Raw genomic sequence first — 26,422 nt, 5'->3', positions numbered from 1 at the left:
GACGGCGGTAAGGGTGTTCCCTTATTCACCTGTAGCGCGTGGTACGGCACGATCTTCCGCCGTACGAGAGCGATATGGACAAGTCCGTCAGCGTGCCAGCGACCCAACCCCGGCGCCGGCCCGCCCGGCCGCAACGCCGGTTTCCGCTGCTGCCGGCGGCGGCGCTGTTGCTGCCGGTACTGATCCTCGCCACCAATGCATGGGCCGACTGGCAGGCCCATTGGCGAGCCTCGGCCGCCGAAATGATCCGCACCGCCGATGCCGGGGCGGAATACGCATCCCGCGTGCTGGCCGGCTATGTCCTCGCGCTCGGCCGCATAGGCGACCTGGTGCGCGGCATGTCGGATGCGGAGATCACCGCGCGCGAGGCCGAGTTGCATGCCGGGATGCGCCGCGTCCTCAGCGAGCTGCCCCGGGCCGAGGCCGCTTTCGTCGTCGACCGCAACGGCTATCCGCTGCTCGGCGCCAACATCTTCCCGATCCCGCGCGCCGTGCCGACCGCCGCCGACCGCAGCTTCTTCCTGGCGCTTTCCGGGCCGAACCCGCCGGCGCTGCATGTCAGCGAAGTCTACCGCAACAAGTTTGACGGCGTGCCCTTCTTTGCGCTCAGCCGGCGGCGAGCCCAGACGGGCAACGGCATCGCGGATGGTGAATTCGACGGGCTGATCAACATCTCGGTCCTTCCCGACGCGCTAGGCGAGGGCATGCGCTACCTGCTGCGGGAGGCCGATGACGCGCTGACCTTGAACACCGCGGAGGGAAGGGTGATCGGGCGTACCGGCGGCCTGCCCGACGTACCGGACCGAGGCGCGCGACCGATGGCCGGAGGAGTCGAACGCGAGCTGCTGCCGGACGTGATCTCGGTCGTCGATGGGCAGCGGCAGATGCTCGCGCGGCGGCGCCTCGAGGGTTTTCCCCTGATCGTGGCTGCCCGGCGGCCGCACGCGGCGATCGCGCGCGCCTGGCTGCAGGACCAGGTGCCGGCGCTGCTCTTCGGGCTGCTGACCACGACCGCGCTCTTCCTGCTCAGCCTGCAGGTGCACCGCGCCCAGGCCCGGCTCGACCTGGCGCTGGGCGAGAGCGAGGACTGGCTGCGCCGCACCACGGAGGGCGCCGGGGTCGGCGCCTGGGAATGCCGCGGCGAGTCAGGGGAGATCGTCGCCTCCCGGCAGTTCCACCGGCTCCTCGGGTTGGTTCCGGTCCGGACGCCGGTCGACCGGCCGCAGATGCTGGCACTGATGTCACCGGAGGGGCAGGACGAATGGGCCGACGGCCTCGCGGCCGCGCGGCGGACCGGCCATGCCTGTTTCGAGCTTCCCATCCTGCGGCCCTGCCGCGGCCTGCCGCCCGAGCGGGCCTGGCTGGCAGTGGAAGCGCAATGCCCGGAGCCCGGCGGCGACGAAACGGCCGATGTATTCGGCATTGCCTACGACATCACCCCGCGCCGCGCGGCCGAAGCCCGCGCCGCCCTGCTGCTGCGCCGCATGGTGGAGCAGCAGGAGGAGGAGCGGCTGCGCATCGCCCGGGACCTGCACGACCGGCTTGGCCAGCACCTGACTCTGCTGCACCTGGAGCTCAGCGGCCTCGCCGCCGATCCGGCACCGGCGGCCCGCCTGGCCCGGCTGCACGCGATCGCCCGCGCGCTCAGCGGCGAGGCGCACCGCCTGGCCATTGAGATCCGCCCGACCGCGATCGACGACCTGGGGCTCGAGACCGCGCTGCGGCAGCTGGTGGAGGACTGGGGCACCCGCACCGGGATCGAGAGCGAGATCCACATGCGGCTGCCCGGGGCACGCCTGCCGCTGCCGGTCGAGACAACCCTCTACCGTATCCTGCAAGAGGCCCTGACCAACGTGCTGAAGCATGCTGGTGCGACACGGGTCAGCATCGTCCTTGACCGGAGCCGGCACGCGCTGCGCATGGTGGTGGAGGATGACGGCCGTGGCATGCCGGGCAGGCGCGATCCTGCCGCGCCGCAGGCGCTCGGCCTGCGCGGCATCGCGGAACGGCTGACCATGCTCGGCGGCAGCCTGGAAATCGAATCGGCGCCCGGCCGGGGCACGACCCTGCTGATCGAGGTGCCTCTGTGACGCGGCTGCGCATCCTGCTGGTCGATGACCATCCGGTGGTGCTGGCCGGCATCCGCGCCCTGGTCGAGGCCGAGCCGGACATGGAGGTGGTTGCGACCGCGATGGACGGTCATGCCGCGCTCGGGCAAGCGAAGCTGCTGCGTCCCGACATCCTGGTGCTCGACATGTCGATCCCAGGTCCGAACGGGGCCGAGGTGGCGGAGCGGCTCCGGCGCGAAGAACCACATTGCCGGATTGTCGTGCTGACGGTGCACGAGGATCGCAGCTATGTCCGCCGGCTGATGGAAGTCGGCGTCGCCGGCTACGTGCTGAAGCGCTCCGCCGCGACGGAACTGGTCCGGGCGATCCGGACGGCCGCGGCAGGCGGCCTGCACCTCGACCCGCAGGTCGCCGCCCAGGCGATCGGCCACGCCGCACCGCAGGCCGCGATCTCGGACGCGGCCGGCCAGCCGACCGAGCGGGAGGTCGAGGTGCTGCGGCTGGCCGCCGCCGGACACGGCAACAAGGCCATCGCCCAGGCTCTCGGCATCGCCGTGAAGACAGTGGAGGCGCACAAGACCAACGGCATGGACAGGCTCAGCCTGAAGAGCCGGGTCGAGCTGGTCCGCTACGCGGTCAGCCGAGGTTGGCTCGGACCCGGATAGCCTGGCGCATCAGGGTTTTCCCTGAGGTCGGGCGAGGGATCAGCCGGATGGTTAACACTTAGTAAAGATGGCAATCCGGCTCCACGGAGGATGAGCCGCAATGTTAAGTCCACCTCTGATTTCTAGTTGCCTATTCGAACACGGTCCTGTGGTCAGGGTCCAGGCCAAACGCGGCGAGGCTTGATGCCGGGACCCTGGAAGCTGTTTCGGCAAAGGTGGTCGCCGCCCCCGCCAATCCGTCCCATTTGCCCCGGAGCGGGGATGTGCCGGCGCGGGCGCCGCTCGAGGAGCTCCGCGCCTCGGCCTGGGCCATGGCGGGGCTGCAGGCGGAGAATGTGCGGCTGCAGCGCCGGATCGCGGCGCTGGAGAGCGCTGCGGCCGGCTGGCGCGCCCTGGCCGAGAGCGGCGGGGTCATCGCCTTCGCGATGGACGGCCAGGGGGCGATCCGGTGGCTGACGCCGGAGGCCTCGGGCATCCTCAGCTTGCCCGCATCCGCAGGCGGGCTGCCCGGCACAGCGACCAACCATCTCGACGGGGTTGATCTCCACGCCGAGGCCCGCCGGAGTCTCGACCGGCGCGAGACGACCGAGCGGCGCGTCACCGCCCATGCCGGCCGGGAGCGCTATCTGATGCGGCTCCTCCCCTATGCCTCCCCCGACGGGACGGCAGAGGGCGTGGTGGCGATCTTCGAGGACGCCGCGAAGCTGGCGCGGAAGGACGCGGAGGTCACGCTGGTGGAGGAGCTGAACCACCGGATCCGCAATATCGCGCAGATGGTGCTCTCGATCGCCAGTACCACGCGGCGGCACGCCACCTCGCTCGAGGAATTCAGCCGCAGCTTCGCCGGACGGATTCTGGCGATGGGCCGGACCCAGGACATCCTGGTGCAGTCCGGCTGGACTGGCGTGATGTTGCAGGATCTTGTCCGGCGGCAAGTGGAGCCGCTGATCGGGGATCCCACCTGCCTGACCCTCGACGGCCCGAAGGTCAGGCTGACGCCGAAGGCGGCGCTTGCGCTCGACCTCGTGCTGCACGAGTTGGGCACGAACGCGCTCAAGCACGGCGCGCTGTCCGTCCCGGAAGGCAAGGTCCGCATTTCCTGGTCGCAGGACGCGTCGGACGGCACGCCGCGCATTGTCCTGTGCTGGCACGAATGCGGTGGGCCAAGGCCGGCGTCATGCCCCTCCCGCCGCGGCTTCGGCTCGGAGCTGATCGAACGGCAGGCCCGCTACGGGCTCGGCGGCTCGGCGAGCATGGAATACGCGCCGGAAGGATTGCGGGCCCGGGTGGTCCTCTCGGCTGCGAATCTCGTGCGGGTCGACTGAGGCGGTCGGACTGCCCTCTGGCACATCCACCCGAGCATCGGCGCTACGCCGGTTCGTCGCGCGGCGGCCCATCCAGCCCGGCCGGCGCCACGTCGCGCGCGATGGCCAGGATCAGCCGGCGCAGCCAGGCATGGCCGGGATCGGCCTCGTGTCGCCGGTGGAAGACCAGCGAGAGCCTGGTGTGCTCGACAGAGAGGGGCGGTTCGCGCAGCACGAGGCGGTGCTCGAGCGCGAAGTGGCAAGCGAGGCGCGCCGAGAGGGTGATGATCATGTCGGTGCGCCGCAGGATCTCCGGCACCGCGGTCAGGTGCGCCACCACCGCGCCGAGGCGCCGCGGATGCCCGGCCTCGCGCATCACCTGATCCAGCGCGCCGCCGCGCGAGCCGTTCGGCGAATGGAGGATGTGCGGCACGCTGGCGAAGCGCTCGAGGGTGAGGTCGCCCTCGGCCAGCGGATGGCCCGGGCGCATGAGGGTGCAAAAGGCCTCGGGCAGCAGCCGCAGCCGCGTGTAGAGCGCGGGAGGCTCGGGCAGCACGCCGACCGCGAGGCTGGCTTGGCCGCCTTCCAGCAACGCCTCCCAATTCGTGCGGTCGGCATGGGCGATGGCCAGCATGCAGCCCGGCGCCTCCCGACCCATGCGGGCCAGCAGCGGCGGGGCCAGCACGGCCTCGGCGTATTCGCTGCAGCCTATGGGGAAGACCCGTTCGCTGGTCGCGGGGTCGAAGGGCGCGCGGGCCGCCAACGTGTCGCGCAGCCGGCCGAGCGCCTCGGCCACCGGCCCGGCCAGGCTTTCCGCCAGCTCGGTCGGCTCCACCCCGCCGGGGCGGCGGAGGAACAGCTCGTCGCCGAGCGCCGCGCGCAGCCGGGCGAGGGCATTGGAGACGGCGGGTTGCGAGAGATGCAGCGTCTCGGCCGCGCGGGTCACGTGGCGCTCCCGCGCCACCGCGTCGAAGACCCGCAGCAGGTTGAGGTCGAGGCTGCCGAGATCGGCCAAGGATCCACCCCCGCATCATTCACCGGCGTGATGATGGCCGTTCCGACCCTGCGTTGGAAGCGCGCCGCGCCGTCGATGCATCGTGCCGTCCAGCGCGGCGCCCCTGCCGCCCCACCCGACGGAGACCACGATGCTCGACGAGAAGGCCACCACCCCTTGGGCCGCCCTGCTGCTGCGGGTGGGGATGGGCACGATGTTCCTGGCGCATGGCGCGTTGCTGAAGCTCGGCACCTTCGGGCTGGCCGGAACGATGGGGTATTTCGGCTCCATTGGTTACCCACCTGCGCTCGGCGTCGTCGTCATCGCCTCCGAGATACTGGGCGGCCTGGCGCTGGTTCTCGGCATCGGGGTACGGGCGGTGAGCCTGGCGCTGGTGCCGCTGATGCTCGGCGCGCTGCTGCAGCACACCGGCAATGGCTGGATGTTCGCGGGCAAGGGCGGCGGCTGGGAATTCCCCGCCTTCTGGACCCTGGCGCTGCTGGTCCAGGCCGGACTCGGCGCCGGGGCGCTGGCGCTGCGGCCGGGGCGGTTGGCCGCGGACGGTACGGCGACAGGCCGGCAGGCGGCCGCGGCCTGAAAGGCCGGCTAAGCGCGATGATCACGATCTCGTGATGATAGCCCATCTTTAACGCTTCGGTTACGATCACTGCGCTTAGGGTGGTCGTAACCTTGCGTTCGTGAGATTAAACGGCCCATTGTCTCTTTTTTTGCGCCAGCTATGCCGTTTTTTAGGGCGGCAACCCTAGCGTTGAGGGTTAGGCTTGGCTGCGCCGGAAGCTCTGCCCCATAACGAACACAGGATTTCATCCCATATATCACTTTTATGCGACCATCGTTTCCTCTAGGGAAACGGTAGTTTCGAAGCGTTTTCAGGGCTCCGATTTCGATGAATGTTGCCAGTGGTCCAGGGGATCGGCCTCCCCGGAGCGATAGCCCGGCTCTGTCCGTCCTCGTCGTCGACGATGAGCCGATGCTCGCCGAGGAACTGGCCGACGGCCTGCGCGAGGAAGGCTTCGTCGTCGCAACGGCGAATCCCGCCATCGCCGCCCTCGCCGCGCTGCGCGCCGATCCCGCCATCGGCGTCCTCGTCTCCGACATCCGCATGCCCGGCGGCACCGGGCTCTCGCTGGCCGCCGAGGTCCTCGGCAAGGAGCCCGAGGCGACCGCCCGCGGCGTCATCCTGATCACCGCGCATGGCTCGATGGACCAGGCGGTCGAGGCGCTGCGCAGCGGCGTTTCCGACTTCCTTACCAAGCCCTTCAGCCTTGAGGATGCGGCGCGGGCCGTCCAGGCCGCGATGGACCGCACCCGCGCCCGCCGAGCCGCCGCCGCCGACCGCCTCGCCACCGATATCCGCCTGCAGCAGGCCGAGGAGAGCCGCACCGAGCTGTCCGACCGGCTGAGCGAGGCGCTGCAGCGGCTGCAGGCCGCCCGCCCTCGCTGCCGCCCGAGGCGGGCGACACCGAGAACCGGCTGCGCCTGCTGGCGCACGAGCTCCGCACCCCGCTGGTCCCGGTGATCGGCTTTGCCGAGCTGCTGGAAGGCGGCCATGCCAAGACCCCGGAAGACGCCCAGAGCTACGGTCTCCACCTGCGCGAGGCCGGTGAACGCATGCTGGAGACGGTCGACAAGCTGCTGACCTGGGAAAGGTTGAGCGGCGCCACCCGCCGCCCGACCGAGAAGGTCGATACCTATTGCCTGCTGACCGCGGCGGTCGCCCGCACCCGCCGACTTGCCGATGCCCGCGGCGTCCGCGTCCTGGTCGGCCCGCTGGCCGGGCCGAACCTCGAGGTCGAGGTCGAGCTCGTCGCCGCCGCCCTGGCCGGGCTGCTGGACAACGCCATCCGCGCCACCCCGGAACACGGGACCGTCGAGCTCGGCGCCGAGCTGGCCGAGGGGCCGGCCGGCCCGCGGGTCCGGCTTGTGGTGCGCGACAGTGGCCCAGGCATCGCCGCCGGCATCCTGGCAGATCCCGGCCGGCCCTTTGCGGTGGATGGCTCGGCGCTGACTCGCAAGCGGGACGGCCTCGGCCTCGGCCTCGCCATCGCCCGGCTGGCGGCGGAACGGTATGGCGGGCGGCTCAGCCTGCAGGCGCGGGCGGAAGGCGGGACTGAGGCGGCGCTCGAACTGCCGGTCGCGTGAGTCCCGCGGCATGCCGTTAGAGATCTCGCAGCGGCCGCGGCACGGACTGCTGCTCGGCTTCGCTCTCGTGCTGCTGCTGATCGGCGCGGCTCACCTGGCGGTCGAGGCCTTCCTCAACCACGAGCGCCGCCAGGCCGAGGACGCCGGCTTCGCCGAGGCCGGGCGTGACGCCGAGGCGGCGCGGCTGACGGTGCTGCGGACACTCGACGCCGTCGAGGCGCTCGGCCAGCTGGTGCGGGAACGCCAACTGCTGGTCGAGCGCGGCAACCGAGAGGGCGCGGCGGCGATGGAGGCGCTGGCACGCACCGTCGCGACCCGCCGCGCCTTCGGCATCCTGCAAGTCTCGGCGATCGCGCCCGACGGGAGGGTCGCCTGGTCCTCGGTCGAGGGCTGGCAGCCGGTCGACCTCTCGGACCGGCCGCATATCCGGACGCATATGCCGGACCCCGGCGGCGGCCCGCCGCCCGACCGGCTCTTCATCTCGGAACCCCTGGTCGGCCGGGTTTCCAACCTACAGACGCTGCAGGCGAGCCGCCCGGTCTACGCCGCGGATGGCAGTTTCGCCGGGATCTCGGTCATCTCGCTCGACCCGCTCGACTTGGCGCAGCTGCTTGGCGAGCTGCTGCCGGACGACCGCGGAGTCATCTCGATCATCCGCAACGACGGCACCTTCCTCAGCCGCAGCCGCGAGCCCACGACATCGATCGGCCGCCGCCTCAACCCCACGAGCCCGACCATGCGCATGGTGGAGGCCGGAGAGGAGGGCAATCTCCGCACCCGAGGCTCGCTCGGCGGCCGCGACATCCTCGCCGCGCTGCGCCGGCTGCCGGGCACGCCGCTCTATGTCGCGGCGAACATGGACGTCGGCTTGGTTCAGACGGCGAACCGGCGGCTGGAGGCGCTGCTGCGGGCCGGCGAGGTCGCGCTCGGCCTGCTGCTGCTCGGCGCCCTCGGCCTCCATCAGCTGCGGCATCAGCGCGAGCGGTATGCGCAGGCGCGGGCGACCGCTGAGGCGATGCAGCGGCAGCTCGCGCAGGTGCTGGAAGGGCTGCCCGGCAGCGCCTATCGTGCCGAGCTCGGCGTCGGCGGCCAGTTCCGCTTCCTCTATGCCAGTTCCTCCGTCACCGAGCTCACCGGGCTGTCGTGCTCGCAGATGCAGGGCCTGCCGGCCTGGCTGGCGCGGATTGAGGCAGCCGAGCCGCCGGAGGCGATCCATGGCCTGCATGCCCGCGCGGCGCGGGAAGGCCGGCAGACTGTCGACGTCCTGTTCCGCCGGCCGGACGGGGTGCGGCGCTGGCTGCGGATCACCGTCCAGCCGGTGCGGCAGCATGCGGACGGGCAAATTGAACTGGTCGGCTATCTCGCCGACATCACCGAGCAGCGCGAGGCGCTCTCGGCCATGGTGAACAGCGCCAAGCTGGCGACGCTGGGGGAGATGGCGACCGGCTTGGCGCACGAGCTGAACCAGCCTGTCTCGATCATGGCGCTCGCGGCCGAGAACACCGCCCGCGCCCTGCGCCGCCACGGCGCGGAGGCGATCCCCGACGCGCTGCAGCGGATGGAGCGGATCGGCAGTCTGGCGCAGCGGGCCAAGGGCATCATCGACCACCTGCGCGCCTTCGGCCGGACCGATCCCGGGCCGCTCGAGCCGATTTCGGTGCAGGAGGCGGTGGCCGGCGCCACCCTGCTGGTCGGCGCCGCGCTGCGCGAAGCGGAGGTCACGGTGGTGCTGGACCTTCCGGACGGGCTGCCGCGGGTGCGCGGCCGGCTGCTCCTGCTGGAACAGGTGCTCATCAACCTGCTGCTGAACGCCCGCGACGCGCTGCTGGAAGGGCGCGCCGCGGTGCGGCGGATCACCGTCGCGGCGCGGCTGGCCGAGGATCCGGCGGCGGGGCAATGCGTGCTGCTGACGGTGGCCGATTCCGGCCCGGGGATTCCGGCCGAGGTGCTGCCGCGGCTGTTCGAGCCCTTCTTCACCACCAAGCCGACCGGCCAGGGCACCGGGCTCGGCCTCTCGCTCTGCCACGGCATCATGCGCTCGCTCGGCGGCACGATCAGCGCGGCGAACCGGCAGGCGGGGCAAGGCGGGGCGGAATCCCGGCTGCAGCTGCAGCCCGCGGCGGCGCCCATGCCGGCAGCAGTGCCGGCTGCAACCGGGGCGTAATGCGGGAAGCCGCGACCCGCGCTAACGTCTATCAAATTTCTGTGTAACGCACCGGCCATGCCGGCCGTGGAGGTGTGATGCCCTGTCGGGTCGCGCTGGTGGATGACGAGCCTGATTTCGCCGCCGAGCTGGGCGCCTATCTCGAGGCGAATGGCTGCACCGTCTGCCTGCATGGCAGCGGCGGAAGCTTCCTCGACGCGCTGCCCACCGAGCGGCCGGAGCTGGTCATCCTTGACCACCGGCTGCGCGGCGAGACCGGGATCGGCGTGCTGCGCCGGCTGCGCGAGACCAGCGACCTGCCCTGCATCATGCTGACCGGCGCGGCGAATGAGGTCGACCGCATCCTGTCCCTGGAACTGGGCGCCGACGACCATGTGGCGAAGGGTGCCTCGCCGCGCGAGCTGTTGGCGCGGATCAGCGCGGTGCTGCGCCGCACCGGGCCGCGAAGCGCCGCCGACGGCTTCTGGCGGCTGGACGAGGGACGGCGCGACGTGCTGCGCCCGGGTGGCCAAGGCATCGGCCTGACCGCGGCGGAATACCGCGTCCTGGCGGCGCTAGTGGCGCGCGAGGGCGAGGCGGTGGAGCGCGAGACCATCTGCCAAGAAGCGCTGGGCCGCCCCTGGCATGCCGAGGACCGCTCGGTGGACGTGCTGGTGGCCAAGCTGCGGCGGAAGCTGGACGGGCAGGACTGCATCCGCTCGCTGCGCGGCCGCGGCTACCTCTTCAACGGGTTCGAGGCGGGATGATGCAGCCCGGCAGGCGTGCGACTGAAAACGTACTCACACCCTCTGATGTAAATTTTTTAATATAAGAACAAAAAAGTACAGTCGAATTTTGAACCTTAATGCCAGATTATTTTGGCGAGATCGGCGATTTATTACCATTTTCGGAGCATTCGCAACGTGGATACCACCCGCAGCGGCTGCAACGATGCCTTCGCCACCACTGCCGAATGCGCCGCCTTGGTGACGGTTGATGGAGGCGGCGACGACCCCTTCGAGTTGACCGGCACGGCGCAGCTCGGCAGCGTCGCGTTGCTCGACGGCGGCGCGGGCACCGATACGCTGCGCATCATCGGCGAGATCAACGGCGACGCCTACTATTTCTACAACAACGGCGCCGACCGGCTGGTGCTGAAGGGCGTGCAGGTGGCGCAGCTCTCCCTCGACGACTCTGCCTGGGTGTAGCCCGTCGCCAAGGGCCGGGCGCCATGCGATCCTACCGGCATGGCAGAGATCGCGCCGGCGCCCGGCCTCCCGTCCCCGATGGCGAAGCCGGCATGACCATGCCGCCGGCGAGGACGGCCTGACCACGCCGCCGCGCCACGCCGCGCTGGTGATCGGCCTCGCGGTCGCCGCGGTCGGGCTTTCCACCACCCTGCCGCTGCCGCTCTACGGCGCCTATGCCGCGTCCGGTGGGCATGGCGCCGGCAGCCTGGCCCTTGCCTTCGCCTGCTATGCCGCCGTGGTCATCGCCAGCGCGCCGCTGCTCGGCCCGCTGCCCGACCGGATCGGCCGCAAACCCTGCGTGCTGCTCGGCGTGGCCTTCGCTGCCTTCTCCACCCTGGTGCTGATGATGCGGCCGGGCCTCGCGGCGCTGGCCCTGGCGCGCGCGGCGCAGGGCTTCGGGATGGGCTGCGTCGCCGGCGCCGCGGCCGCCTGGGCAGCGGAGCTGGCCGGCGGCGGGCCGCGCGGCGCGGGGCAGGCGGCGCGGACCATCGCCGCGGCGACCATCGGCAGCTTCGCCACCGGCGGGGTGCTGACCCTGCTGGCGCTATGGGCCGCGCCCACGACCTATCCGCCGGTCACCTTCGCGCTGCATCTCGGCTTCGCCGGGCTGCTGCTGGTGCTGGTCGCCCGGTTGCCGGAGACCCTGGCGCCGGGGGCGCCACGCGGCGCATGGCTGCGGCGCCCGGCCTTCCCCGCGCGGCACCTGGCCGACCACCCTGGCGATCCTGCCGGGCTGGGGGTGACCGGGACGGTGCTGACCAGCGTGCCGGCGGCGTTGGCCGCGGCCGGGCTCCCCAAGGCCGGGCCGCTGGCGGCCTGCGCCATGATGGCGGTTGGCGTGCTGGCTCAGCTGGCGCTGCGCCGTCTGGCGCCGCGCCGGGCGGTTGCCCTGGGGCTCGGGCTGCTGGTGGCGGGCGCGGCCGGCTGCTTCTGGGGCACGGCGATGCTGGCCCTTTGGCCGCTGCTGCTGGGCGGCATCGCAATCGGCGTCGCGGTCTACGCGCTGGTCTATCCGGGCGGGCTGGCGGCGGTGGCCGAAGCCGCAACCGGGGAGGAACGGGCGCGGGCGGTGGCCGGCTATTTCATGGTGGCGCATGCCGGCTTCAGCGCCGGGCCGCTGACTGTCGGGCTGGCCGTCGATGCGCTGGGGACGCCGGCAGCGCTGGCCGGGACCTGGGTGGCGGTAGCGCTGGCGGCGGCGCTGCTGGGTTGGCGGCTGCGTTGCGGCTGAGAGCGTCACGGGCCGCCCGCCTCCTGCGTCGCGCAACCGCTGGTCCACGGGCCGGGTTATCCCGCCTGGACGATCCGGGATGATGACATGCTCGCCGCCTTCCTCATGGGCCTGGTCGGCGGACAGCGCGGGATGACGCCGCTGGCCGCGGTTTCCTTGCGGCCGCGCGCGGCGCGCTGCCGAGGGACAATGGGGCGCCCCTGATCCTGTCCCACCCGCTGGTCGCGGCGGCGACCGTCGCCCTCGCAGCCGCCGAGTTGGCAGGCGACAAGCTGCGCTCGGCGCCCGACCGAATCGTGCCGATCGGCCTGGCGACGCGCTTCGTCGCCACAGCCATTGCGGGGGCCTCGCTGGCGCCCCGCTCGCAGCGCTGGCTGGGCGGGGCGCTGGGGGCACGACTGCGGTCCTCGCCTCCTATCCCGGCTGGCGCGCGCGGATCGCCACCATGCCGCACCTTGGCAGGAGGCCAAGCGGCTTGATCGAGGACGCGATCGTCATCCTCGGCGCGGTTGCGATCCTGCGCTCATCGGGCCGGGCCGTCGCCGGATAGGACGGCGCGCGGCCCGGTGCGGACCGGCCTCAACGGGATCGAAATCAGGCGGGCGGAAGGTCTAAACTCAGGCATCTCTCCTCCCATGCGGCTACTTCTCGCAGCGGATGAAGACGGTGCTGCGCGCCGCCACCTCACCCACATCCGCCGCGCCGCGCTCCGGCCCGGTGCTCTCGGCCATGCGGGGGGTGATCCCGGCGCGCTGGACGAAGCTCAGCGCCGCCTCCCCCTTCACCGCGAAATTGATGTTCTGCGGGATGTCGCCGGTCGCCTGGGCCAGCTTCTGCGCATTCAGCTTGGAGACGACGACGCCGACCAGGTGGCCCTGCATGTCGAGCATCGGCCCACCGGAATTGCCCGGCTGCACCGGGGCGCTGACCTGGAACTGGCTGCGGTTGTCTGCGAGGCCCGAGAGGCCGTTGATCTCGCCCCGGGTCAGCACGGCATCCGACAGGATCCCGGCCAGCGGGTAGCCGTAGACCACCACGCCCTCCCCCGCCGGACCGGCGGGTTGCTGCGGAAGGCCAGCGGCGGGCCGGGCAGGCCGGGCACCGCCAGCAGCGCGAGGTCGAGCTTCTCGTCGACGCGCGCCGGCGGCACCGCGCCCAGCCAGCGGCCGTCTGCGGCGCGGAGGATGATGCGGTCGCAGCCATCGACCACGTGGTGGTTGGTCATCACCCGGTCGGGCGCCACCAGGAAGCCGCTGCCGGTCGAGATCCGCTTGGCCTGCGGGTTCGGCCGTTGCTGCGGCACCTGCGGCGGTGGCGTCACCGGCACCGGTAGCGGCGCGGCGGGGCGGGCGGCGGCGGCCATCTCCACCTCCCGCGCGGCGCAGATGTCCTGGTCGCGCAGCACGCTCTCCCGCCCGTCGGCCAGCACCAGGCGCAGGTCGAAGCGGCAGCCGGCGCCCTCGGACGGGACGACGCGGAAGCCGCCATCCGGGGTCAGTGCCCGGTTGCCCGGCAGCAGGTTGCCGCCCCAGTCGTTCTGCGCCCCGCGCGGGGTGCGGACGGCGTTGAGCACCGTGGCATCGACCCCGGTGCGGTTGACGACGCGGAAGGGCTGCGTCTCGGCCAGCGCGGGCGCGATGGCGAGGAGGAGCAGGGCGAGGGCGGGGAAGACGGGGCGGGACATGCGGCCGGCATGTCGGCGGAGCCTGCCCGGGGTGTCAATCTCCCGGCGCGTGCCGCCGCGCCGCGGCCTCTAGCGTGGCGAGCAGCGCCGCGGCCTCGCCTGGGCGGCGGGCGCCCATCGGCTGCGGCACCGCCTGCCAGCAGCCGGGGAAGGCGGCGTCCAGCGCGCCGCGCAGCACCGCGGCGACGGCGCTGCCGATGACCACGACATGCGCCGGGGCCAGCCCCGGCAGCCGGGCGGCGTGCCAGCCTTCCCAGCTGCCACGGATCGCCGCGGCATGGACCCGCGCCGCCTCCCGCGCCCCGCCCGGGCCGGCCACCGCGACCAGCGAGGCATCGGTCAGCCAGATCCCCCGCGCCCGCAGCCGGTGGAGCAGCCCTGCCTTGGCGGCGAGCCGCGCGGCGGGATCGGGCCAGGCGGCGCGGGTCGGGGCGGGCCTGCCGTCCAGCGCGGCCAGCAGCCGCCAGTATTGCGGCGTGCCGGCATTGCCGGCGGGCAGGCCGGGAACCAGCGCCGGCTCGCCATAGGCTGGGCAATAGACGTGGCGCACGAAGCCAGCGGGCCGCGGCCAGTCGAGGCCGGGTGGCAGCCGCAGCGGGCAGGCCAGCTTGGCGGTGGTCGTCGCCATGTGGCTCTCGGCCAGCAGCAGCAGCCGGAGCCGGGGCGGGCGGAAGGCCTCGCGCCAGGCCTCCGCCGCCAGCGCCGCGGCGGGCGGCTCGGCCAGCGGCAGGCGCGCGGCGAGCGCTTCGACGGCGGCGGCGAGTTCGGGCATGGCGTGGAGATGGGGATGATCCGGCGCAAGGCGTGGGGGCTTGACCCTCCCATAGTGGGAGACCCCAGATGAGGCAGCACCATGCCGGAAGCCCCGCTCTCCCCCGCCCGTCCTCTCCCTGCCGATCGCCGGCATGACCTGCGCCGCCTGCGCCGGACGGGTGCAACGCGCCCTCGGCAAGGTGCCGGGGATCGCGGAAGCCACGGTGAACTTGGCGACGGAACGGGCCGAGTTGCGCGGCACCGCGCCGCTGCCCGAGCTGGTGGCGGCGGTGGAGCGGGCCGGGTATGCGGTGCCGGAGGCGCAGGTCACGCTCGGCATCGGCGGCATGACCTGCGCCACCTGTGCGCTGCGGGTGGAGAAGGCGCTGGCGAAGGTCCCCGGCGTGCTGGCGGCGAGCGTGAACCTCGCCACCGAGACCGCCTCGGTCCGGCTGCTGGCGGAAACCGAGGAAGCCGCGCTGGCCGCCGCCATCGCCCGCGCCGGCTACACGGTGCGGGCGGCGGAAACGACGCCGGAGGACACTGCGGCGCAGGGCGGGCAGGAGAAGCGCGACCTGATCCTGGCGGCGCTGCTGACCGCGCCCTTCCTGGCCGGGATGCTGGGGATGGCCTTCGGCCGGGACTGGATGCCGCACCCCTACCTGCAGCTGGCACTGGCAGCGCCGGTGCAATCCTGGCTCGGTGCGCGCTTCTATCGGGCGGGCTGGGCGGCGCTGCGCGCCGGCGCCGGCAACATGGACCTGCTGGTGGCGCTCGGCACCTCGGCGGCCTTCGGGCTCTCGCTCTGGATGCTGGCGAAGCACGGGCAGCACGCGGCGCACCACCTGTATTTCGAGGCGAGCGCCACCGTCATCCTCTTCATCCTGCTCGGCAAATGGCTGGAGGCGCGGGCGCGGCGGGCGACGGGGGCGGCCATCCGCGCCCTGCTGGAGCTCCGCCCCCGCACCGCGCGGCGGCTGACGGAGACGGGCGCGGAGGAGGAGGTGCCCGCCATTGCCCTCGTGGTCGGCGACCGCGTGGTGGTCCGGCCGGGCGAGCGCATCCCGGCTGATGGCCGGGTGCTGGAAGGCCGCGCCGGCGTGGACGAGAGCGCCCTGACCGGCGAGAGCCGCGCGGTCGAGAAGGAGCCGGGCGCCACCGTCTCGACCGGCACCATCGCCCTCGACGGAAGGCTGGTGCTGGAAGCGCGGGCGGTGGGCGGGGAGACGGTGCTGGCCCGTGTCGCCGCCCTCGTCGCCGCCGCCCAGGCCAGCCGGGCGCCGGTGCAGAAGCTGGTGGACCGGGTCAGCGCGGTCTTCGTCCCCGTCGTGGTCGGCATCGCCGTGCTGACCCTGCTCGGCTGGCTGCTGGCCGGGGCGGGGGCGGAAGTCGCGGTGCTGCGGGCGGTCGCCGTGCTGGTGATCGCCTGCCCCTGCGCCCTCGGCCTCGCCACGCCCGCCGCCATCATGGCCGGGACGGGCGCCGCGGCGCGGGCCGGCATCCTGGTGCGCGACGCCGAGGCGATCGAGCGCGCCCAGGGCGTGACCCTGGTCGCCTTCGACAAGACGGGCACGCTGACCGAGGGCCGGCCGCGGCTGGCGGCGGTGCATGCGGCGGACCAGGCAGCCGCCATCCGCCTCGCCGCCGCGCTGCAATCCGGGTCCGAGCACCCGCTGGCCCGCGCCGTGCTGGCCGCAGCCGGGTCCGACCTGCCGCGGGCCGAGCATTTCCGCGCCCTGCCCGGCCGCGGCGTGGCCGGCACGGTCGAGGGCCGCGCCCTGCTGCTCGGCAGCCCGCGGGCGTTGGCGGAAACGGGCGCCGATCCCGGCCCGCTCGCCGCGATGGCCGCGGCGGAGGGGGCCGAGGGTCGGACGCTCGCCTGGCTGGTCGAGACCGGGCCGGCGCCGCGCGCCCTGGCGCTGCTGGCCTTCGAGGATGCGGAGAAGCCGGGCGCCGCGGCGGCGGTCGCGGGGCTGCGCGCGCTCGGCGTGAAGGCGGCGATGATCAGCGGCGACAGCCACGCCGCGGCAGGCACCGTGGCGGCGCGGCTCGGGCCTCGACGACGTGGCGGCCGAGGTGCTGCCGGACGGTAAGGCTGCCCGCGTCGCCGCCTGGCAGCAGGCGGGCGAGCGGGTGGCGATGGTCGGCGACGGGGTGAACGACGCCCCGGCGCTGGCGGCGGCCGATCTCGGCATCGCCATGGGAACCGGGACCGACGTGGCGATCCAGGCAGCCGCCATCACCCTGCTGCGCGGCGACCCGGCGCTGGTGCCGGCCGCCCTCGACGTGACGCGGCGGACGCTCAGGAAGATCCGGCAGAACCTCGGCTGGGCCTTCGGATACAACCTGGTGGGGCTGCCGCTGGCGGCGGCCGGGCTGCTTCCCCGCCCATCGCCGGGGCGGCGATGGCGCTGTCCTCCGTCTCGGTGCTGGCCAATGCGCTGCTGCTGGCGCGCTGGAAACCCGGGAGGACAGCATGATGAATATCGGCGAGGCCGCCCGCGCCTCCGGCGTCTCGGAGAAGATGGTTCGGCACTACGAGGCGATCGGCCTGCTGCACCCGGCACGGCAGTCCAACGGTTACCGCGCCTATGCCGAGCCGGACGTGGCCGTGCTGCGCTTCATCCGGCATGCACGCGACCTGGCCTTCCCGCTCGAGGATATCCGGCGTCTGCTCGCGCTCTGGCGCGACCGCGGCCGGGCGAGCGCGGAGGTGCGCGGCCTGGCCATGCACCATGTGGCGACGCTGGAGGAGAAGGCCCGCGCGCTGCAGGCCATGGCGGCCAGCCTGAAGCACCTGGCCGCCCACTGCCACGGCGACGACCGGCCGGACTGCCCCATTCTCGATGGTCTTGAAGGAAAACAGTCATGATCGAGCTTCAAGGTGGCGGGCATGACCTGCCAGCACTGCGTCCGCGCTGTGACCCAGGCGATTCAGGCGGAGGACCCCCGGGCTGCGGTGCAGGTGGACCTGACGGCCGGCACCGTGCGGGCCGAAACCAGTCTGCCGCGGGAGAGATTGGCGGCCCTGGTGGCGGAGGAAGGCTACCAGGTCACGGCGAGGTAGCGCCGCGCCGGCGCGTGTCAGCCGGGCCCGCGGCGACCGGCGGACCGTATTGGGTGGCTCGTCATGCGGCGTGCGGCAGGGGCAGCCGATCCGGGGTGTAGCCCGGCCCGCTCATCGTTGCGACACACCGCCTCCGGATGGGCTCAATCCTCCGGCACCATGCCGTCCAGCAGATAGACGACGGGCTGGAAGTCGCGCGCCTCCTCCTCGATCAGCGGGGCGATCGCGGACCAGCGCCCACGGGCGAGCCCCGCCCCCAGCAGTGGCATCCCAATGCGCTGAAGGCGGCCGAGCACCGCGGCCGCCTCAGGCACCGTCGCCGTCAGCCAGGCCAGGAGATTCACCTGCCGCATCACGGCACGGATCGCGTCGTAGCGGGCCAGGACCGGGCCAGCACGCCGCGCGGAATAATCGACCTGGGTGATCGCGTTCAACACGACCTTGTCGCCGCAATCCACCACCTGCACGGTGCCGAGGGCCAGACCCGCTTCCTCGAACTGACGGCGATACTGCGCGAAGGCCTTCGGCCAGCGCTGGCGGATGGCGAGGGCGATGCCGGCACCCATGGATCCGCGCGCGTTGCAGCCGTGCAGGATGTGGCGTTCCTCGGCCTCGAGCAGGTTCCCGGTCCGGTAGATGATCTGCGTCATCGACAATGCCCCCGACGTGACGGATGCAGCCCTTCACCGGCTGGTCCGGATGGATCAGGTGACCACGCCGGGGACCGCCACCGCGGTCCGCCTCCTGCCCTGAACGCTGCGCTGCCACGGCGTGCCGGGCTCAGGGTGGATCCAGGCGCGCCGGGCGTCGTGGCTTGGCTTCCATTCATCGCGCCTCAATCGTTTGCCGTCATTGACTGGTCCGCAAGCAACCCAGACGCATATTTGCGTGGACATTGCCTCACGCTTTCGCGAATGTACTGAGAGTATACAACCATTGGTTGTCTCCATCAGCAGGTGAGGTTCAGGGTGCAGCAGGCGGAATGGTGGCGCGGTGCCGTCCTCTACCAAGTCTATCCCCGCAGCTTCGCCGATTCCTGACGGCGACGGCATTGGCGACCTGCCGGGCCTGCTGGAACGGATCGACCACATCGCCGCGCTCGGCGTCGACGGCATCTGGCTCTGCCCCACCTATGTCTCGCCGCAGCGGGATTTCGGCTACGACGTGGCCGACCACTGCGCTATCGACCCCAGCTTCGGCTCGCTCGAGGATTTCGACCGGGTGCTGGATGCCGCGCATGCGCGCGGGCTGAAGGTGCTGATCGACCTGGTCGGCGGGCATACCTCGGACCAGCATCCCTGGTTCGACGCCAGCCGCCGCAGCAAGTCGGCCCCGACCGCCGACTGGTATGTCTGGGCCGACCCGGCGCCGGACGGCACGCCGCCGAACAACTGGCTCAGCGTCTTCGGCGGCAGCGCCTGGTCGTGGGAGCCGCGGCGGCGGCAGTATTTCCTGCACCACTTCCTGCCCTCCCAGCCCACGCTGAACCTGCAGCACCCGGCCTGCCTGGACGCGCTGCTGGATGTCGCGCGGTTCTGGCTGGACCGCGGGGTGGATGGGTTCAGGCTGGATGCGATCGACTTCCTGACCCATGACCTGCGGCTGCGCAGCAACTCCGCGGCGCGGCCGGCAAGCGGCGCGGTGCCGGCCAAGCTCTTCGCCCTGCAGCGGCACGACCACGACATGATCCAGCCGGCCAGCATGCAGGTGCTGCGGCGGATCCGGGCGCTGCTCGACGAATACCCGGGCAGCGTCTCGCTGGGCGAAGTATCGTCGCAGGACGGCGCCTTCGACCGCATCGCCGCCTATACCGGCGCGCCCGACCTGCTGCACATGGCCTATACGCTGCGGCCGCTGCGGCACGGCTTCGATCGGCCGACGCTGCAGGCGCTGTTGCGCGACGCCATCGCCACCTGTGCCCGCGGCTGGCCCTGCTGGTCCTTCTCCAACCACGACGTGGAGCGCGCCGCGACCCGCTGGGCGCCCCATCGCACGGAGCAGGGCGGGCAGGCCGATACCCGCTTCACCCGGCTGTTGCTGGCGCTGCTGCTCTCGCTGCCCGGCAGCGCCTGCCTCTACCAGGGGGAGGAACTGGGCCTGCCAGAGGCGCAGTTGCAGGAGGACGAGATCCGCGACCCCTTCGGCATCACCTACTGGCCGGAATCCAAGGGCCGCGACGGCAGCCGCACGCCGATGCCGTGGGAGGAGGGCGCCCGCTTCGCCGGCTTCACCGCGCCCTGGGCTTATCCCTGGCTGCCGGTCCCGGCCTCCCACCGCGCCCTGGCGGTGGACGGGCAGGAACGCGATGCGGCCAGCACCCTACGCTTTACCCGCGACCTGCTGGCGCTGCGGCGGTCGGAGCCGGCCTTGCGGCACGGCACGGCGGCGGAACTCGACCTGCCGGCGCCGCTCTTCGGCTTCCAGCGCCAGGCGGCGGGTCAGGTCGTGACGCTGGTCTTCAACCTGTCGGAGGATTCGATGCCGATCCCACCGGGGCTGCTGGCGGGGAAGGCGGGGCTCGGCGGCTTCGATGCAGCCGGGGGGCGCTGCCCGCCTTCGGCTTCGCCCTGCTGGTGCCGGAACTGGCGCGGGTGCGCGAGCCGGCCTGACCCGGCCGGGAGGGGGTAGCGGACGGGGCGTCAGTTGATCGCCTCGTCCCCCGCCACCCCCAGATCTCGGACCGCTTGATCCAGCCGCGGTAGTCGCCGACCTTGGCCTCGCACCAGCCGCTACCGGCCTCGCATTTGCGGATCGAGCCAATCACCCCGGGTTTCAGCCGGGCGACGGTATCGGCACCGTCCTCGGCCCGGCGGCGCAGCGCGCGCTCCTCGCCCTGCACCAGGAAGCTGCGGCGGGAGGTCAGTAGGGGCCGCTGCACCCAGCCCTCGGTGCCCTCGGGGTCGCGGATGCGGCGCCAGTTCTCGTGCTCCTCCACGATCTGCACCGGCAGGTCCTTACGCTGGTAGGTCCACTCGATCTTGTAGCGCAGGTCGGGGCCGATCCGCAGGTTGACCTGATTGGAGCCGAGCGCGGCGAAGCGCGGCAGCGGCAGGCCGGTGGCGCTGCCGACCGAGGGCTTCGGCGGCGGCGGCGCGGCTGGGGCAGGAGTCGCGGCGGTGCCGAGCGCGGCGCCGGCCGCCGCCCCGCGGCGGCACCGGCGGCAGGCGCCGCCTTGCGGCGGGCCGTGGCGGCGGCCGACGGGGGCGGCACCGGTTTGGCCGAATTGCTGGTGCCGGGGCGCTGCTGCAGGGTCGGCGGCGGTGCCGGTGGACGCTGAGTGGTCGCCTGCTTCGCCGCCTGCGGCCTGGTCTGCCTCCGGCTTGGTAGTCTCCGGCTTGGCGGGGGCGGCCTTCTCCGGCTTCGCCGGGACGGCGGCCTGCGCCTTGGCAGGCGGCTTCGGCGTCGGGGCGGCGACCGGGGAAACCGACGCGGCCTGCGGCGGGGCGGCCGGGGCCGCGGCACGCGGCGGGGGCAGGCTGCCGGGCTGGCCGAGGCTGGACTGCCCCCAGGCCGGGCCCGAGACCGCGGGCGCGAGCAGGAGGAGCAGGGCGGGAAGCGCGGCGCGCAGGGGATCTCGTCACCCCTATGCCATGCCAAGCCGACGCCGCCCGGGTCAAGCTAGAGCGTGACAATCTGGCCCTCGCCGACCGCGCCGAGGAAGGTCACCACGCCCGCGGCCTCGATGCCGGACAGCAATCCCGCAGCCGGGATGGCCTCGGCGCGCAGCCCGGCCTCGCAGGCGATGCGACGGATACCGAGCTCCGCGGCTGCGTCGAGCAGGGTAGCGATACCGGCGACGCCGCGGCCGGCCAGCAGCGCTTCGCGCGGCTCCGCCACCAGGGGCTGGCTGGCCAGGAACAGGCGGCAGCCGGCATTGGTGGCGAAGAGGGTCACGTCTCGCCCGAGCGCCGCGGCGCCGGTCGCCAGCACCAAAGCGTAATGCGCCCGCTCATGCTCGCCCGAGAGCAGCAGGATGCCGAGGGGCAGCGCCATTCAGGCGGCGCTGCAGACGAGCGGCGGCGCCGCATGCGCCGAGAGGTCGCGGATGCTGGCGCCCTCGCCGCAGAGGGCGCAGCCGGGGTCGCGCTTCAGCTTGATGGTGCGGAAGCGGGTGTCGAGCGCGTCCCAGAGCAGCAGGCGGCCGGACATACCCTCCCCGATCCCGAGGATCTCCTTCAGCACCTCGGTCGCCTGCAAGGTGCCCATCACGCCGGTGACGGCGCCGAGCACCCCGGCTTCCGAGCAGGAGGGCACCAGCCCGTCCGGCGGCGGTTCCGGGTGCAGGCAGCGGTGGCAGGGATGCGGCGCGCCGAGATGCGATTTGTAGGTGGAGAGCTGGCCCTCGAAGCGCAGCACGGCCGCCGAGACGAGGGGACGGCCGAGCAGGTGGCAGGCATCGCCGAGCAGGAAGCGGGTGGCGAAATTGTCGGTGCCGTCGCAGACCAGGTCGTAGCGCGGGATGAGGTCGCGGGCGGTCTCGGCATCCAGCCGCACGGGGTGGGTCTTGACCGTCACTTCGGGGTTCAGGCCGGCCAGGGTCTCGGCAGCGCTTTCCGCCTTGTTGCGGCCGATGCGGGCGGTGGCGTGGATGACCTGGCGCTGCAGGTTCGACAGTTCCAACGCGTCGTGATCGACGAGGCCGATGGTGCCGACGCCGGCCGCGGCGAGGTAGAGCGCCAGCGGCGCGCCGAGCCCGCCGGCGCCGATGATCAGCACGCGCGCGGCGCGCAGCTTCGCCTGGCCCACCGCGCCGACATCCTGCAGCAAGATGTGGCGGGAATAGCGGTGCAGCTCGGCTTCGGTGAAATCGAGGTCCATGGCAGGGATATGGGGCGACGGGTCAGCGGTGGCCAGTGGAGCCGAAGCCGCCGGCGCCGCGCTCCGACGGGGCGGTGAATCCTCCACCACGGCGAAGTCGGGCCGGACGATCGGCACGAAGACCAGCTGGGCGAAACGGTCGCCGGGCGAGAGGCGGATCGGCGGGGTGCCCGGGGCGTTGCGGTTCCAGGCGCTGACCATGATCGGGCCGGTATAGTCGGCATCGATCAGCCCGACGAGGTTGCCCAGCACCAGCCCCTGCTTGTGCCCCATCCCCGAGCGCGGCAGCACCAGCGCCGCCAAGCCGGGATCGCCGATATGGACGGCGATGCCGGAGGAGATCAGGACGGGCGCGCTGCCGGGGGCGATCTCGACGGGGGCGTCGAGGCAGGCCAGCAGGTCGATGGCGGCGGCCATCGTGGTCTGGTAGCGCGGCAGGCCCCAGTCCCGCAGCCGGGTGTCCAAAATCTTCAGCTCGATCGATGGCATCGCGGTCCCCCTCGCCCCGGGTTCCGCCCGCAAATGGCGCCGGGGTCAAGCCCCGCGGCTTGCGGGGTGACGTCCGCTGCGGTGGACTGGCGCCAATCGAGGAGGATTCGCCCATGCCCACCCTGCGCCAGACGTCCGCCGCCGCGCGGCTCAGCTAGGCCCTGGTCGCGATGGCCCAGGACCAGCCGCCGCGCGAGCTGCCGGCGCGCATCCTGCCGGTGCCGGGCACGGTCAGCCCGCAGATGCAGACGATCATCGGGATGCCGCTGCGGACCGGCTGGAACACCCCACCGACGACGCCCGAGGGCTGGCGCAAGCTGGCCGAGGCCGGCGCCGCAGCGACACGGCAAAGCCTGCCCGGGCTGCGCGACCGGCTGAAGGTGGATGTCGAGCCGGCCGAGATGGGCGCGGTGAAGGTCTTCCGCGTCACGCCGCGGGAGGTCCGGCCGGAGAACCGCAACCGCCTGCTGATCCATATCCATGGCGGCTGCTACGTGCTGAACCCCGGGGAGGCCGGGCTGCCCGAGGCGATCCTGATGGCCGGGATCGGCGGCTTCAACGTGATCTCGGTCGACTACCGGATGCCGCCGGAGGCCTATTTCCCCGCCGCGCTGGACGACGTCATTGCGGTCTGGAAGGCGGCGCTGCGCGAGCATAACGCGAAGAACATGGCGGTCTTCGGCAGCTCGGCCGGCGGCGCGCTGACGCTCGAGATGGTGCTGAAGGCCAAGGCGCTCGGCCTGCCGCTGCCGGCGGCGATCGCGCCGGGGACGCCGATGTCGGATGCGACCGGCGTCGGCGACAGCTTCCAGACCAATGCGATGGTCGACAACGTGCTGGTCGCGGTGGACGGGTTCTGCCACGCGGCGACGGTGTTCTACGCCAATGGCCACGACCTGAAGGACCCGCTGATCTCGCCCGTCTATGGCGACGTGCGCGGCTTCCCGCCGACCATCCTGACGTCAGGCACGCGCGATCTGCTGCTGAGCAACACGGTGCGGATGCACCGGGCGCTGCGCAATGCGGGGGTCGAGGCCTCGCTGCAGGTCTTCGAGGCGCAGGCGCATGCCTACTACAACCGCGACGACACGGCGCCCGAGACGCGCGAGGTGTTCGGTGAGATCGCCGGCTTCTTCGACAAGCATCTGGCGCGGTAGGAAGGTTGGGGAGGGAAACAGGTGTTCCCTCCCCAAACTCCTCCCTTCCCTTTTGGGGGTCGGGTGCCGCCACGCGGCGAGTGCCAGACTCACAAAAATAGAGGTGGGTCCAGGAAGGATACTTCCTCCCTGGCCTTCAGCGGCGAAGCCGCCCGAGCCTGAGGAAGCCGATATCGTGCCGCGTCGCGCCGTCCCCGGTGGCGAGATCGGCCAGCACCTCTCCCACCACGCTGCAGAATTTGTAGCCATGGCCGGAACAGGGCGAGGCGAGCACCACCTGGGGATGCGCCGGGTGGTGATCGAGGATGAAGTGCTCGTCCGGCGTATTGGTGAAGATGCAGGCGCGCAGCGCCATGGTCGGGCCGGTGCCTTGGGGGAAATAACGGTTGGCGAAGTCGCGCAGCAGCGCCTCGTCCGCCGGCTCCACCTCGCGGCGCATCGCCTCGGCCGGCATGTGCTCTGCGCGGTGGTGGTATCGGCCGAATCTGAAGCCGGGGACCTCGACGACGGGGAAGCCGTAGTAGCGGCCCTCCTCCACCTCCAGGTTGAAGACCGGGAAGCGTTCCGGGGTGAACAGCGCGGGCGCCTGCGGCTGCAGCCAGGCCAGCACCTGGCGTTCCGGCACCGCGACGCCCTGCAGCAGCGGCGCAAGGTCGGCCATCCAGGCGCCGGCGGTCAGCACCAGGCGGCCGGCCTCGTAGCGGCCGCGGTCGGTGGTGACGGTGACGCCCTCGCCGCCCGGTTTCGCCTCCCAGCCCAGCACCTGCTCGCGGGCGTGGATCTCGGCGCCCGCGGCCTGCGCGGCACGGACATGGGCGACGATGGCGCGCTCGCTCATCACGTAGCCGCCCTGCGGCTGGAAGATCGCCCGATGGTCGGCGGGCAGGCGATAGCCGGGGAAGCGCTCGTTCACCTGCGTGCCGGTCAGGACCTCGTGCTCCAGCGCATGCAGCCGGGCCGAGGCCAGGGCACCGTCGAAGACCTCGCCCTCCGCCAGCCCGCCATCGAGCGAGCCATGGGTGTGCAGCACGCGCTCGCCGGTCGCCGCCTCCAGCTCCCGCCACAGCGCATAGGCGCGGTGCAGCAGGGGGACATAGGCCGGGTCCTCGTAATAGGGCAGCCGGATGATGCGGGTGACCCCGTGCGAGGAGCCCATGGCGTGCGGGATGTCGAAGCGTTCCAGCCCCAGCACCCGCTGGCTGCGGCGGGCGAGCTGCCAGGGCGGCGGCGCTGCCCATGCCGCCGATGCCCACCACGATGACGTCGAATGCCATTGCACACCCCGATCCAGGCCGTGCCATTCTGCCCCGCGAGACGGGGAGGAAAACCATGCACCAGATTCCGCGCCGCGCCCTGCTGGGCGGGACCGCCGCAATGGCGCTCGGCGGCCAGGCGGGCGCCCAAGGGAGCACGCAGGCGCCGCGCCACGACCTGCTGATCAAGGGCGGGGAGGTCGTCGATCCCTCCCAGGGGCTGCGCGGCCGCCGCGATGTCGCCATCCGCAACGGGCTGGTGGTGGCGGTGGAGCCGGACATCCCCGCCAGCGCCGCGGCGCAGGTGATCGAGGCGAATGGCAAGCTGGTCTGCTCCCGGCCTCGTCGACCTGCACGCGCATGTCTATCCGGAGGTCTCGGCGATCGGCCTGCCGGCGGACGAGCTGGTGCCCTGGACCGCGACGACCACCTATGTCTCGGCCGGCGATGCCGGCAGCAGCACCTTCTCCTTGTTCCGCCATGCGGTGCTGGCGCGGTCGCGCACCCGGCTGCTGGGCTTCGTGCATATCGCCAATATCGGCCTCGCCGGCTTCCCGGTGGGGGAGATGCTGAACATCGACAATGCAATCGTGGAACTCGCGGCAAAGACCGCCGCCGAGAACCGCGACGTCTGCCTCGGCATCAAGGTGCGGATGACGGTCGAAGTCGTCGGCAGCAACGGGCTCGAGCCGCTGAAGCGCGCCGTCCAGGCGGCCGAGATGGCCGGGCCCTGGGCCAAGGTGATGTGCCATATCGGCAATGCGCCGGGGAACATCGAGGCGGTGCTGGACCTGCTGCGCCCAGGCGACATCCTGACGCATGCCTTCAGCGGCGCCGGCAACAACACGGTGCAGAACGGCAGGGTGGTGCCGGCGGCGCTGCGGGCGAAGCAGCGCGGCGTCGTCATCGATGTCGGGCATGGCGGCGGCAGCTTCGACTACACGGTGTTCGAGCCCGCCCGCGACCAGGGCTTCGGCCCGGACACCATCAGCAGCGACATCCACGCGGTGTCCGGCAATACCCCGGGCCTGCCCTTCCTGCCCTGGGTGATGAGCAAGTTCCTCAACAACGGCTATACGCTGGAACAGGTGGTGGAGATGGCCACCGTGAAGCCGGCGCGGATCATCGACCGGGTGGAGAAGCTCGGCACGCTGCAGGTCGGCGCGCCGGGCGACGTCTCGATCCTCGAGCTGGTGCGGGAGCCGGTGGAGTTCGTCGACACGCGCAACAACCGCCGGCAGGGCACGCAGTGGCTGAAGCCGGTGCAGGTGGTGAAGGCCGGGCGGCCTTTCGGACGGCCCTTCCCGTCACCCTTCGCCTGGCCTTGAGAGAAAAGCGCCGCCGCACAGCGGCTGCCAAACTCGGAGAAATAGATGAGGGGT

24 protein-coding genes and 3 pseudogenes are annotated in these 26,422 nt (G+C 72.3%); 17 read left to right on the top strand and 10 right to left on the bottom strand.

Annotated elements, in window-relative coordinates; genetic code table 11:
- Positions 1-74 precede the first annotated feature (74 nt).
- The 3 genes from ACQ86J_RS21815 (at position 75) to ACQ86J_RS21805 (ending at position 4,059) form a co-directional block, all read left to right on the top strand.
- Positions 75-2,090 (top strand): ATP-binding protein, encoded by a 2,016-nt coding sequence (locus tag ACQ86J_RS21815; RefSeq protein ID WP_431267182.1) that lies wholly within the window; start codon positions 75-77, stop codon positions 2,088-2,090.
- Positions 2,087-2,734, top strand: coding sequence for a response regulator (locus ACQ86J_RS21810; RefSeq protein ID WP_431267181.1), 648 nt, complete (start codon positions 2,087-2,089; stop codon positions 2,732-2,734). The genes ACQ86J_RS21815 and ACQ86J_RS21810 overlap by 4 nt, the downstream gene beginning before the upstream one ends.
- Positions 2,735-2,997: 263 nt before the next feature.
- On the top strand, positions 2,998-4,059 hold the full coding sequence (locus tag ACQ86J_RS21805; protein WP_431267180.1) for a sensor histidine kinase: 1,062 nt from the start codon (positions 2,998-3,000) through the stop codon (positions 4,057-4,059).
- A gap of 43 nt (positions 4,060-4,102) precedes the next feature.
- On the opposite strand, the gene ACQ86J_RS21800 is transcribed toward ACQ86J_RS21805, so the two are convergent.
- Positions 4,103-5,053, bottom strand: a complete 951-nt coding sequence (locus ACQ86J_RS21800) for a LysR family transcriptional regulator (RefSeq protein WP_431267179.1) — start codon at positions 5,051-5,053, stop codon at positions 4,103-4,105.
- Between the two features lie 130 nt (positions 5,054-5,183).
- Here ACQ86J_RS21800 and ACQ86J_RS21795 point away from each other — a divergent pair, with 130 nt between their 5' ends.
- From ACQ86J_RS21795 to ACQ86J_RS21765, 7 genes are all read left to right on the top strand, one after another.
- Positions 5,184-5,630, top strand: a complete 447-nt coding sequence (locus ACQ86J_RS21795; protein ID WP_431267178.1) for a DoxX family protein — start codon at positions 5,184-5,186, stop codon at positions 5,628-5,630.
- 393 nt (positions 5,631-6,023) lie between these two features.
- Positions 6,024-6,572: a response regulator gene (locus ACQ86J_RS21790; RefSeq protein WP_431267177.1), complete on the top strand. Its 549-nt coding sequence runs from the start codon at positions 6,024-6,026 to the stop codon at positions 6,570-6,572.
- The gene (locus ACQ86J_RS21785; protein WP_431267176.1) at positions 6,569-7,195 is read left to right on the top strand and encodes a sensor histidine kinase; all 627 of its coding nucleotides are present in this window, start codon (positions 6,569-6,571) and stop codon (positions 7,193-7,195) included. Before ACQ86J_RS21790 ends, ACQ86J_RS21785 begins: the two co-directional genes overlap by 4 nt.
- A gap of 10 nt (positions 7,196-7,205) precedes the next feature.
- Positions 7,206-9,359 (top strand): ATP-binding protein, encoded by a 2,154-nt coding sequence (locus ACQ86J_RS21780; RefSeq protein WP_431267175.1) that lies wholly within the window; start codon positions 7,206-7,208, stop codon positions 9,357-9,359.
- 77 nt (positions 9,360-9,436) lie between these two features.
- Positions 9,437-10,105 (top strand): response regulator transcription factor, encoded by a 669-nt coding sequence (locus ACQ86J_RS21775; protein ID WP_431267174.1) that lies wholly within the window; start codon positions 9,437-9,439, stop codon positions 10,103-10,105.
- Positions 10,106-10,261: 156 nt separating this feature from the next.
- Positions 10,262-10,546: a hypothetical protein gene (locus ACQ86J_RS21770; protein WP_431267173.1), complete on the top strand. Its 285-nt coding sequence runs from the start codon at positions 10,262-10,264 to the stop codon at positions 10,544-10,546.
- A 148-nt stretch (positions 10,547-10,694) separates the two neighbouring features.
- Positions 10,695-11,819, top strand: coding sequence for an MFS transporter (locus ACQ86J_RS21765; RefSeq protein WP_431267172.1), 1,125 nt, complete (start codon positions 10,695-10,697; stop codon positions 11,817-11,819).
- Positions 11,820-12,460: 641 nt separating this feature from the next.
- Here ACQ86J_RS21765 and ACQ86J_RS21760 read toward each other — a convergent pair.
- Genes ACQ86J_RS21760 through ACQ86J_RS21750 form a run of 3 tightly spaced genes read right to left on the bottom strand, consistent with a single transcriptional unit; the run spans position 12,461 to position 14,275 of the window.
- Entirely contained in the window at positions 12,461-12,853 is a 393-nt protein-coding gene (locus ACQ86J_RS21760; protein WP_431267171.1) for a trypsin-like peptidase domain-containing protein, read from the bottom strand.
- Complete coding sequence (locus ACQ86J_RS21755; RefSeq protein WP_431267170.1) at positions 12,805-13,503, bottom strand: trypsin-like peptidase domain-containing protein; 699 nt, start codon at positions 13,501-13,503, stop codon at positions 12,805-12,807. The genes ACQ86J_RS21760 and ACQ86J_RS21755 overlap by 49 nt, the downstream gene beginning before the upstream one ends.
- 34 nt (positions 13,504-13,537) lie before the next feature.
- Positions 13,538-14,275 (bottom strand): hypothetical protein, encoded by a 738-nt coding sequence (locus ACQ86J_RS21750; RefSeq protein ID WP_431267169.1) that lies wholly within the window; start codon positions 14,273-14,275, stop codon positions 13,538-13,540.
- A 133-nt stretch (positions 14,276-14,408) separates the two neighbouring features.
- On the opposite strand from ACQ86J_RS21750, the gene ACQ86J_RS21745 reads away from it, so the two are divergent.
- From ACQ86J_RS21745 to ACQ86J_RS21730, 4 genes and pseudogenes are all read left to right on the top strand, one after another.
- The gene (locus tag ACQ86J_RS21745) at positions 14,409-16,349 is read left to right on the top strand and encodes a heavy metal translocating P-type ATPase (protein WP_431267168.1); all 1,941 of its coding nucleotides are present in this window, start codon (positions 14,409-14,411) and stop codon (positions 16,347-16,349) included.
- Positions 16,321-16,569: pseudogene (locus ACQ86J_RS21740) on the top strand (HAD-IC family P-type ATPase); the annotation flags it as partial. The gene ACQ86J_RS21745 and the pseudogene ACQ86J_RS21740, both read left to right, overlap by 29 nt.
- 163 nt (positions 16,570-16,732) lie before the next feature.
- Positions 16,733-17,128: a Cu(I)-responsive transcriptional regulator gene (gene cueR, locus ACQ86J_RS21735; protein ID WP_431267167.1), complete on the top strand. Its 396-nt coding sequence runs from the start codon at positions 16,733-16,735 to the stop codon at positions 17,126-17,128.
- Positions 17,129-17,149: 21 nt separating this feature from the next.
- Positions 17,150-17,323 carry a heavy-metal-associated domain-containing protein gene (locus ACQ86J_RS21730; RefSeq protein ID WP_431267166.1) on the top strand — a complete coding sequence of 58 codons (174 nt, stop codon included), beginning with the start codon at positions 17,150-17,152 and terminating at the stop codon, positions 17,321-17,323.
- Between the two features lie 143 nt (positions 17,324-17,466).
- Here ACQ86J_RS21730 and ACQ86J_RS21725 read toward each other — a convergent pair whose 3' ends face one another.
- Entirely contained in the window at positions 17,467-17,973 is a 507-nt protein-coding gene (locus tag ACQ86J_RS21725; RefSeq protein ID WP_431267165.1) for a macro domain-containing protein, read from the bottom strand.
- 343 nt (positions 17,974-18,316) lie between these two features.
- Between ACQ86J_RS21725 and ACQ86J_RS21720 the strand changes: the two genes are divergently transcribed.
- Positions 18,317-19,951, top strand: a complete 1,635-nt coding sequence (locus ACQ86J_RS21720; RefSeq protein WP_431267164.1) for an alpha-amylase family glycosyl hydrolase — start codon at positions 18,317-18,319, stop codon at positions 19,949-19,951.
- Between the two features lie 97 nt (positions 19,952-20,048).
- Here ACQ86J_RS21720 and ACQ86J_RS21715 read toward each other — a convergent pair.
- From ACQ86J_RS21715 to dut, 4 genes and pseudogenes are all read right to left on the bottom strand, one after another.
- Positions 20,049-20,300: pseudogene (locus tag ACQ86J_RS21715) on the bottom strand (SH3 domain-containing protein); the annotation flags it as partial.
- 641 nt (positions 20,301-20,941) lie between these two features.
- Positions 20,942-21,316, bottom strand: a complete 375-nt coding sequence (locus ACQ86J_RS21710; protein WP_431267163.1) for a hypothetical protein — start codon at positions 21,314-21,316, stop codon at positions 20,942-20,944.
- Complete coding sequence (gene moeB / locus ACQ86J_RS21705) at positions 21,317-22,141, bottom strand: molybdopterin-synthase adenylyltransferase MoeB (RefSeq protein WP_431272490.1); 825 nt, start codon at positions 22,139-22,141, stop codon at positions 21,317-21,319.
- Between the two features lie 135 nt (positions 22,142-22,276).
- Positions 22,277-22,630: pseudogene (dut, locus tag ACQ86J_RS21700) on the bottom strand (dUTP diphosphatase); the annotation flags it as partial.
- A 170-nt stretch (positions 22,631-22,800) separates the two neighbouring features.
- Here dut and ACQ86J_RS21695 point away from each other — a divergent pair.
- Positions 22,801-23,787: an alpha/beta hydrolase gene (locus tag ACQ86J_RS21695; protein WP_431267162.1), complete on the top strand. Its 987-nt coding sequence runs from the start codon at positions 22,801-22,803 to the stop codon at positions 23,785-23,787.
- A 136-nt stretch (positions 23,788-23,923) separates the two neighbouring features.
- Here the strand turns inward: ACQ86J_RS21695 and solA are convergent, their stop codons facing one another.
- Positions 23,924-25,066, bottom strand: coding sequence for an N-methyl-L-tryptophan oxidase (solA, locus tag ACQ86J_RS21690; protein ID WP_431267161.1), 1,143 nt, complete (start codon positions 25,064-25,066; stop codon positions 23,924-23,926).
- 291 nt (positions 25,067-25,357) lie between these two features.
- Between solA and ACQ86J_RS21685 the strand changes: the two genes are divergently transcribed.
- Positions 25,358-26,368, top strand: a complete 1,011-nt coding sequence (locus ACQ86J_RS21685; RefSeq protein WP_431267160.1) for a hypothetical protein — start codon at positions 25,358-25,360, stop codon at positions 26,366-26,368.
- Positions 26,369-26,422: the final 54 nt, after the last annotated feature.

Origin of the sequence: Dankookia sp. P2 (assembly GCF_050632255.1) — a bacterium.
GTDB lineage: Bacteria > Pseudomonadota > Alphaproteobacteria > Acetobacterales > Acetobacteraceae > Paracraurococcus.
This window is presented reverse-complemented; position numbering and strand designations above follow the sequence as displayed.

Coding starts and splice junctions, on each gene's coding strand:
- ACQ86J_RS21815 (WP_431267182.1), top strand. CDS start 75: ATGGACAAGTCCGTCAGCGTGCCAGCGACCCAACCCCGGCGCCGGCCC.
- ACQ86J_RS21795 (WP_431267178.1), top strand. CDS start 5,184: ATGCTCGACGAGAAGGCCACCACCCCTTGGGCCGCCCTGCTGCTGCGG.
- ACQ86J_RS21790 (WP_431267177.1), top strand. CDS start 6,024: ATGCTCGCCGAGGAACTGGCCGACGGCCTGCGCGAGGAAGGCTTCGTC.
- ACQ86J_RS21780 (WP_431267175.1), top strand. CDS start 7,206: ATGCCGTTAGAGATCTCGCAGCGGCCGCGGCACGGACTGCTGCTCGGC.
- ACQ86J_RS21775 (WP_431267174.1), top strand. CDS start 9,437: ATGCCCTGTCGGGTCGCGCTGGTGGATGACGAGCCTGATTTCGCCGCC.
- ACQ86J_RS21755 (WP_431267170.1), bottom strand. CDS start 13,503: ATGTCCCGCCCCGTCTTCCCCGCCCTCGCCCTGCTCCTCCTCGCCATC.
- ACQ86J_RS21750 (WP_431267169.1), bottom strand. CDS start 14,275: ATGCCCGAACTCGCCGCCGCCGTCGAAGCGCTCGCCGCGCGCCTGCCG.
- ACQ86J_RS21745 (WP_431267168.1), top strand. CDS start 14,409: ATGACCTGCGCCGCCTGCGCCGGACGGGTGCAACGCGCCCTCGGCAAG.
- cueR (WP_431267167.1), top strand. CDS start 16,733: ATGATGAATATCGGCGAGGCCGCCCGCGCCTCCGGCGTCTCGGAGAAG.
- ACQ86J_RS21730 (WP_431267166.1), top strand. CDS start 17,150: ATGACCTGCCAGCACTGCGTCCGCGCTGTGACCCAGGCGATTCAGGCG.
- ACQ86J_RS21725 (WP_431267165.1), bottom strand. CDS start 17,973: ATGACGCAGATCATCTACCGGACCGGGAACCTGCTCGAGGCCGAGGAA.
- ACQ86J_RS21710 (WP_431267163.1), bottom strand. CDS start 21,316: ATGGCGCTGCCCCTCGGCATCCTGCTGCTCTCGGGCGAGCATGAGCGG.
- moeB (WP_431272490.1), bottom strand. CDS start 22,141: ATGGACCTCGATTTCACCGAAGCCGAGCTGCACCGCTATTCCCGCCAC.
- ACQ86J_RS21695 (WP_431267162.1), top strand. CDS start 22,801: ATGGCCCAGGACCAGCCGCCGCGCGAGCTGCCGGCGCGCATCCTGCCG.
- ACQ86J_RS21685 (WP_431267160.1), top strand. CDS start 25,358: ATGGCAAGCTGGTCTGCTCCCGGCCTCGTCGACCTGCACGCGCATGTC.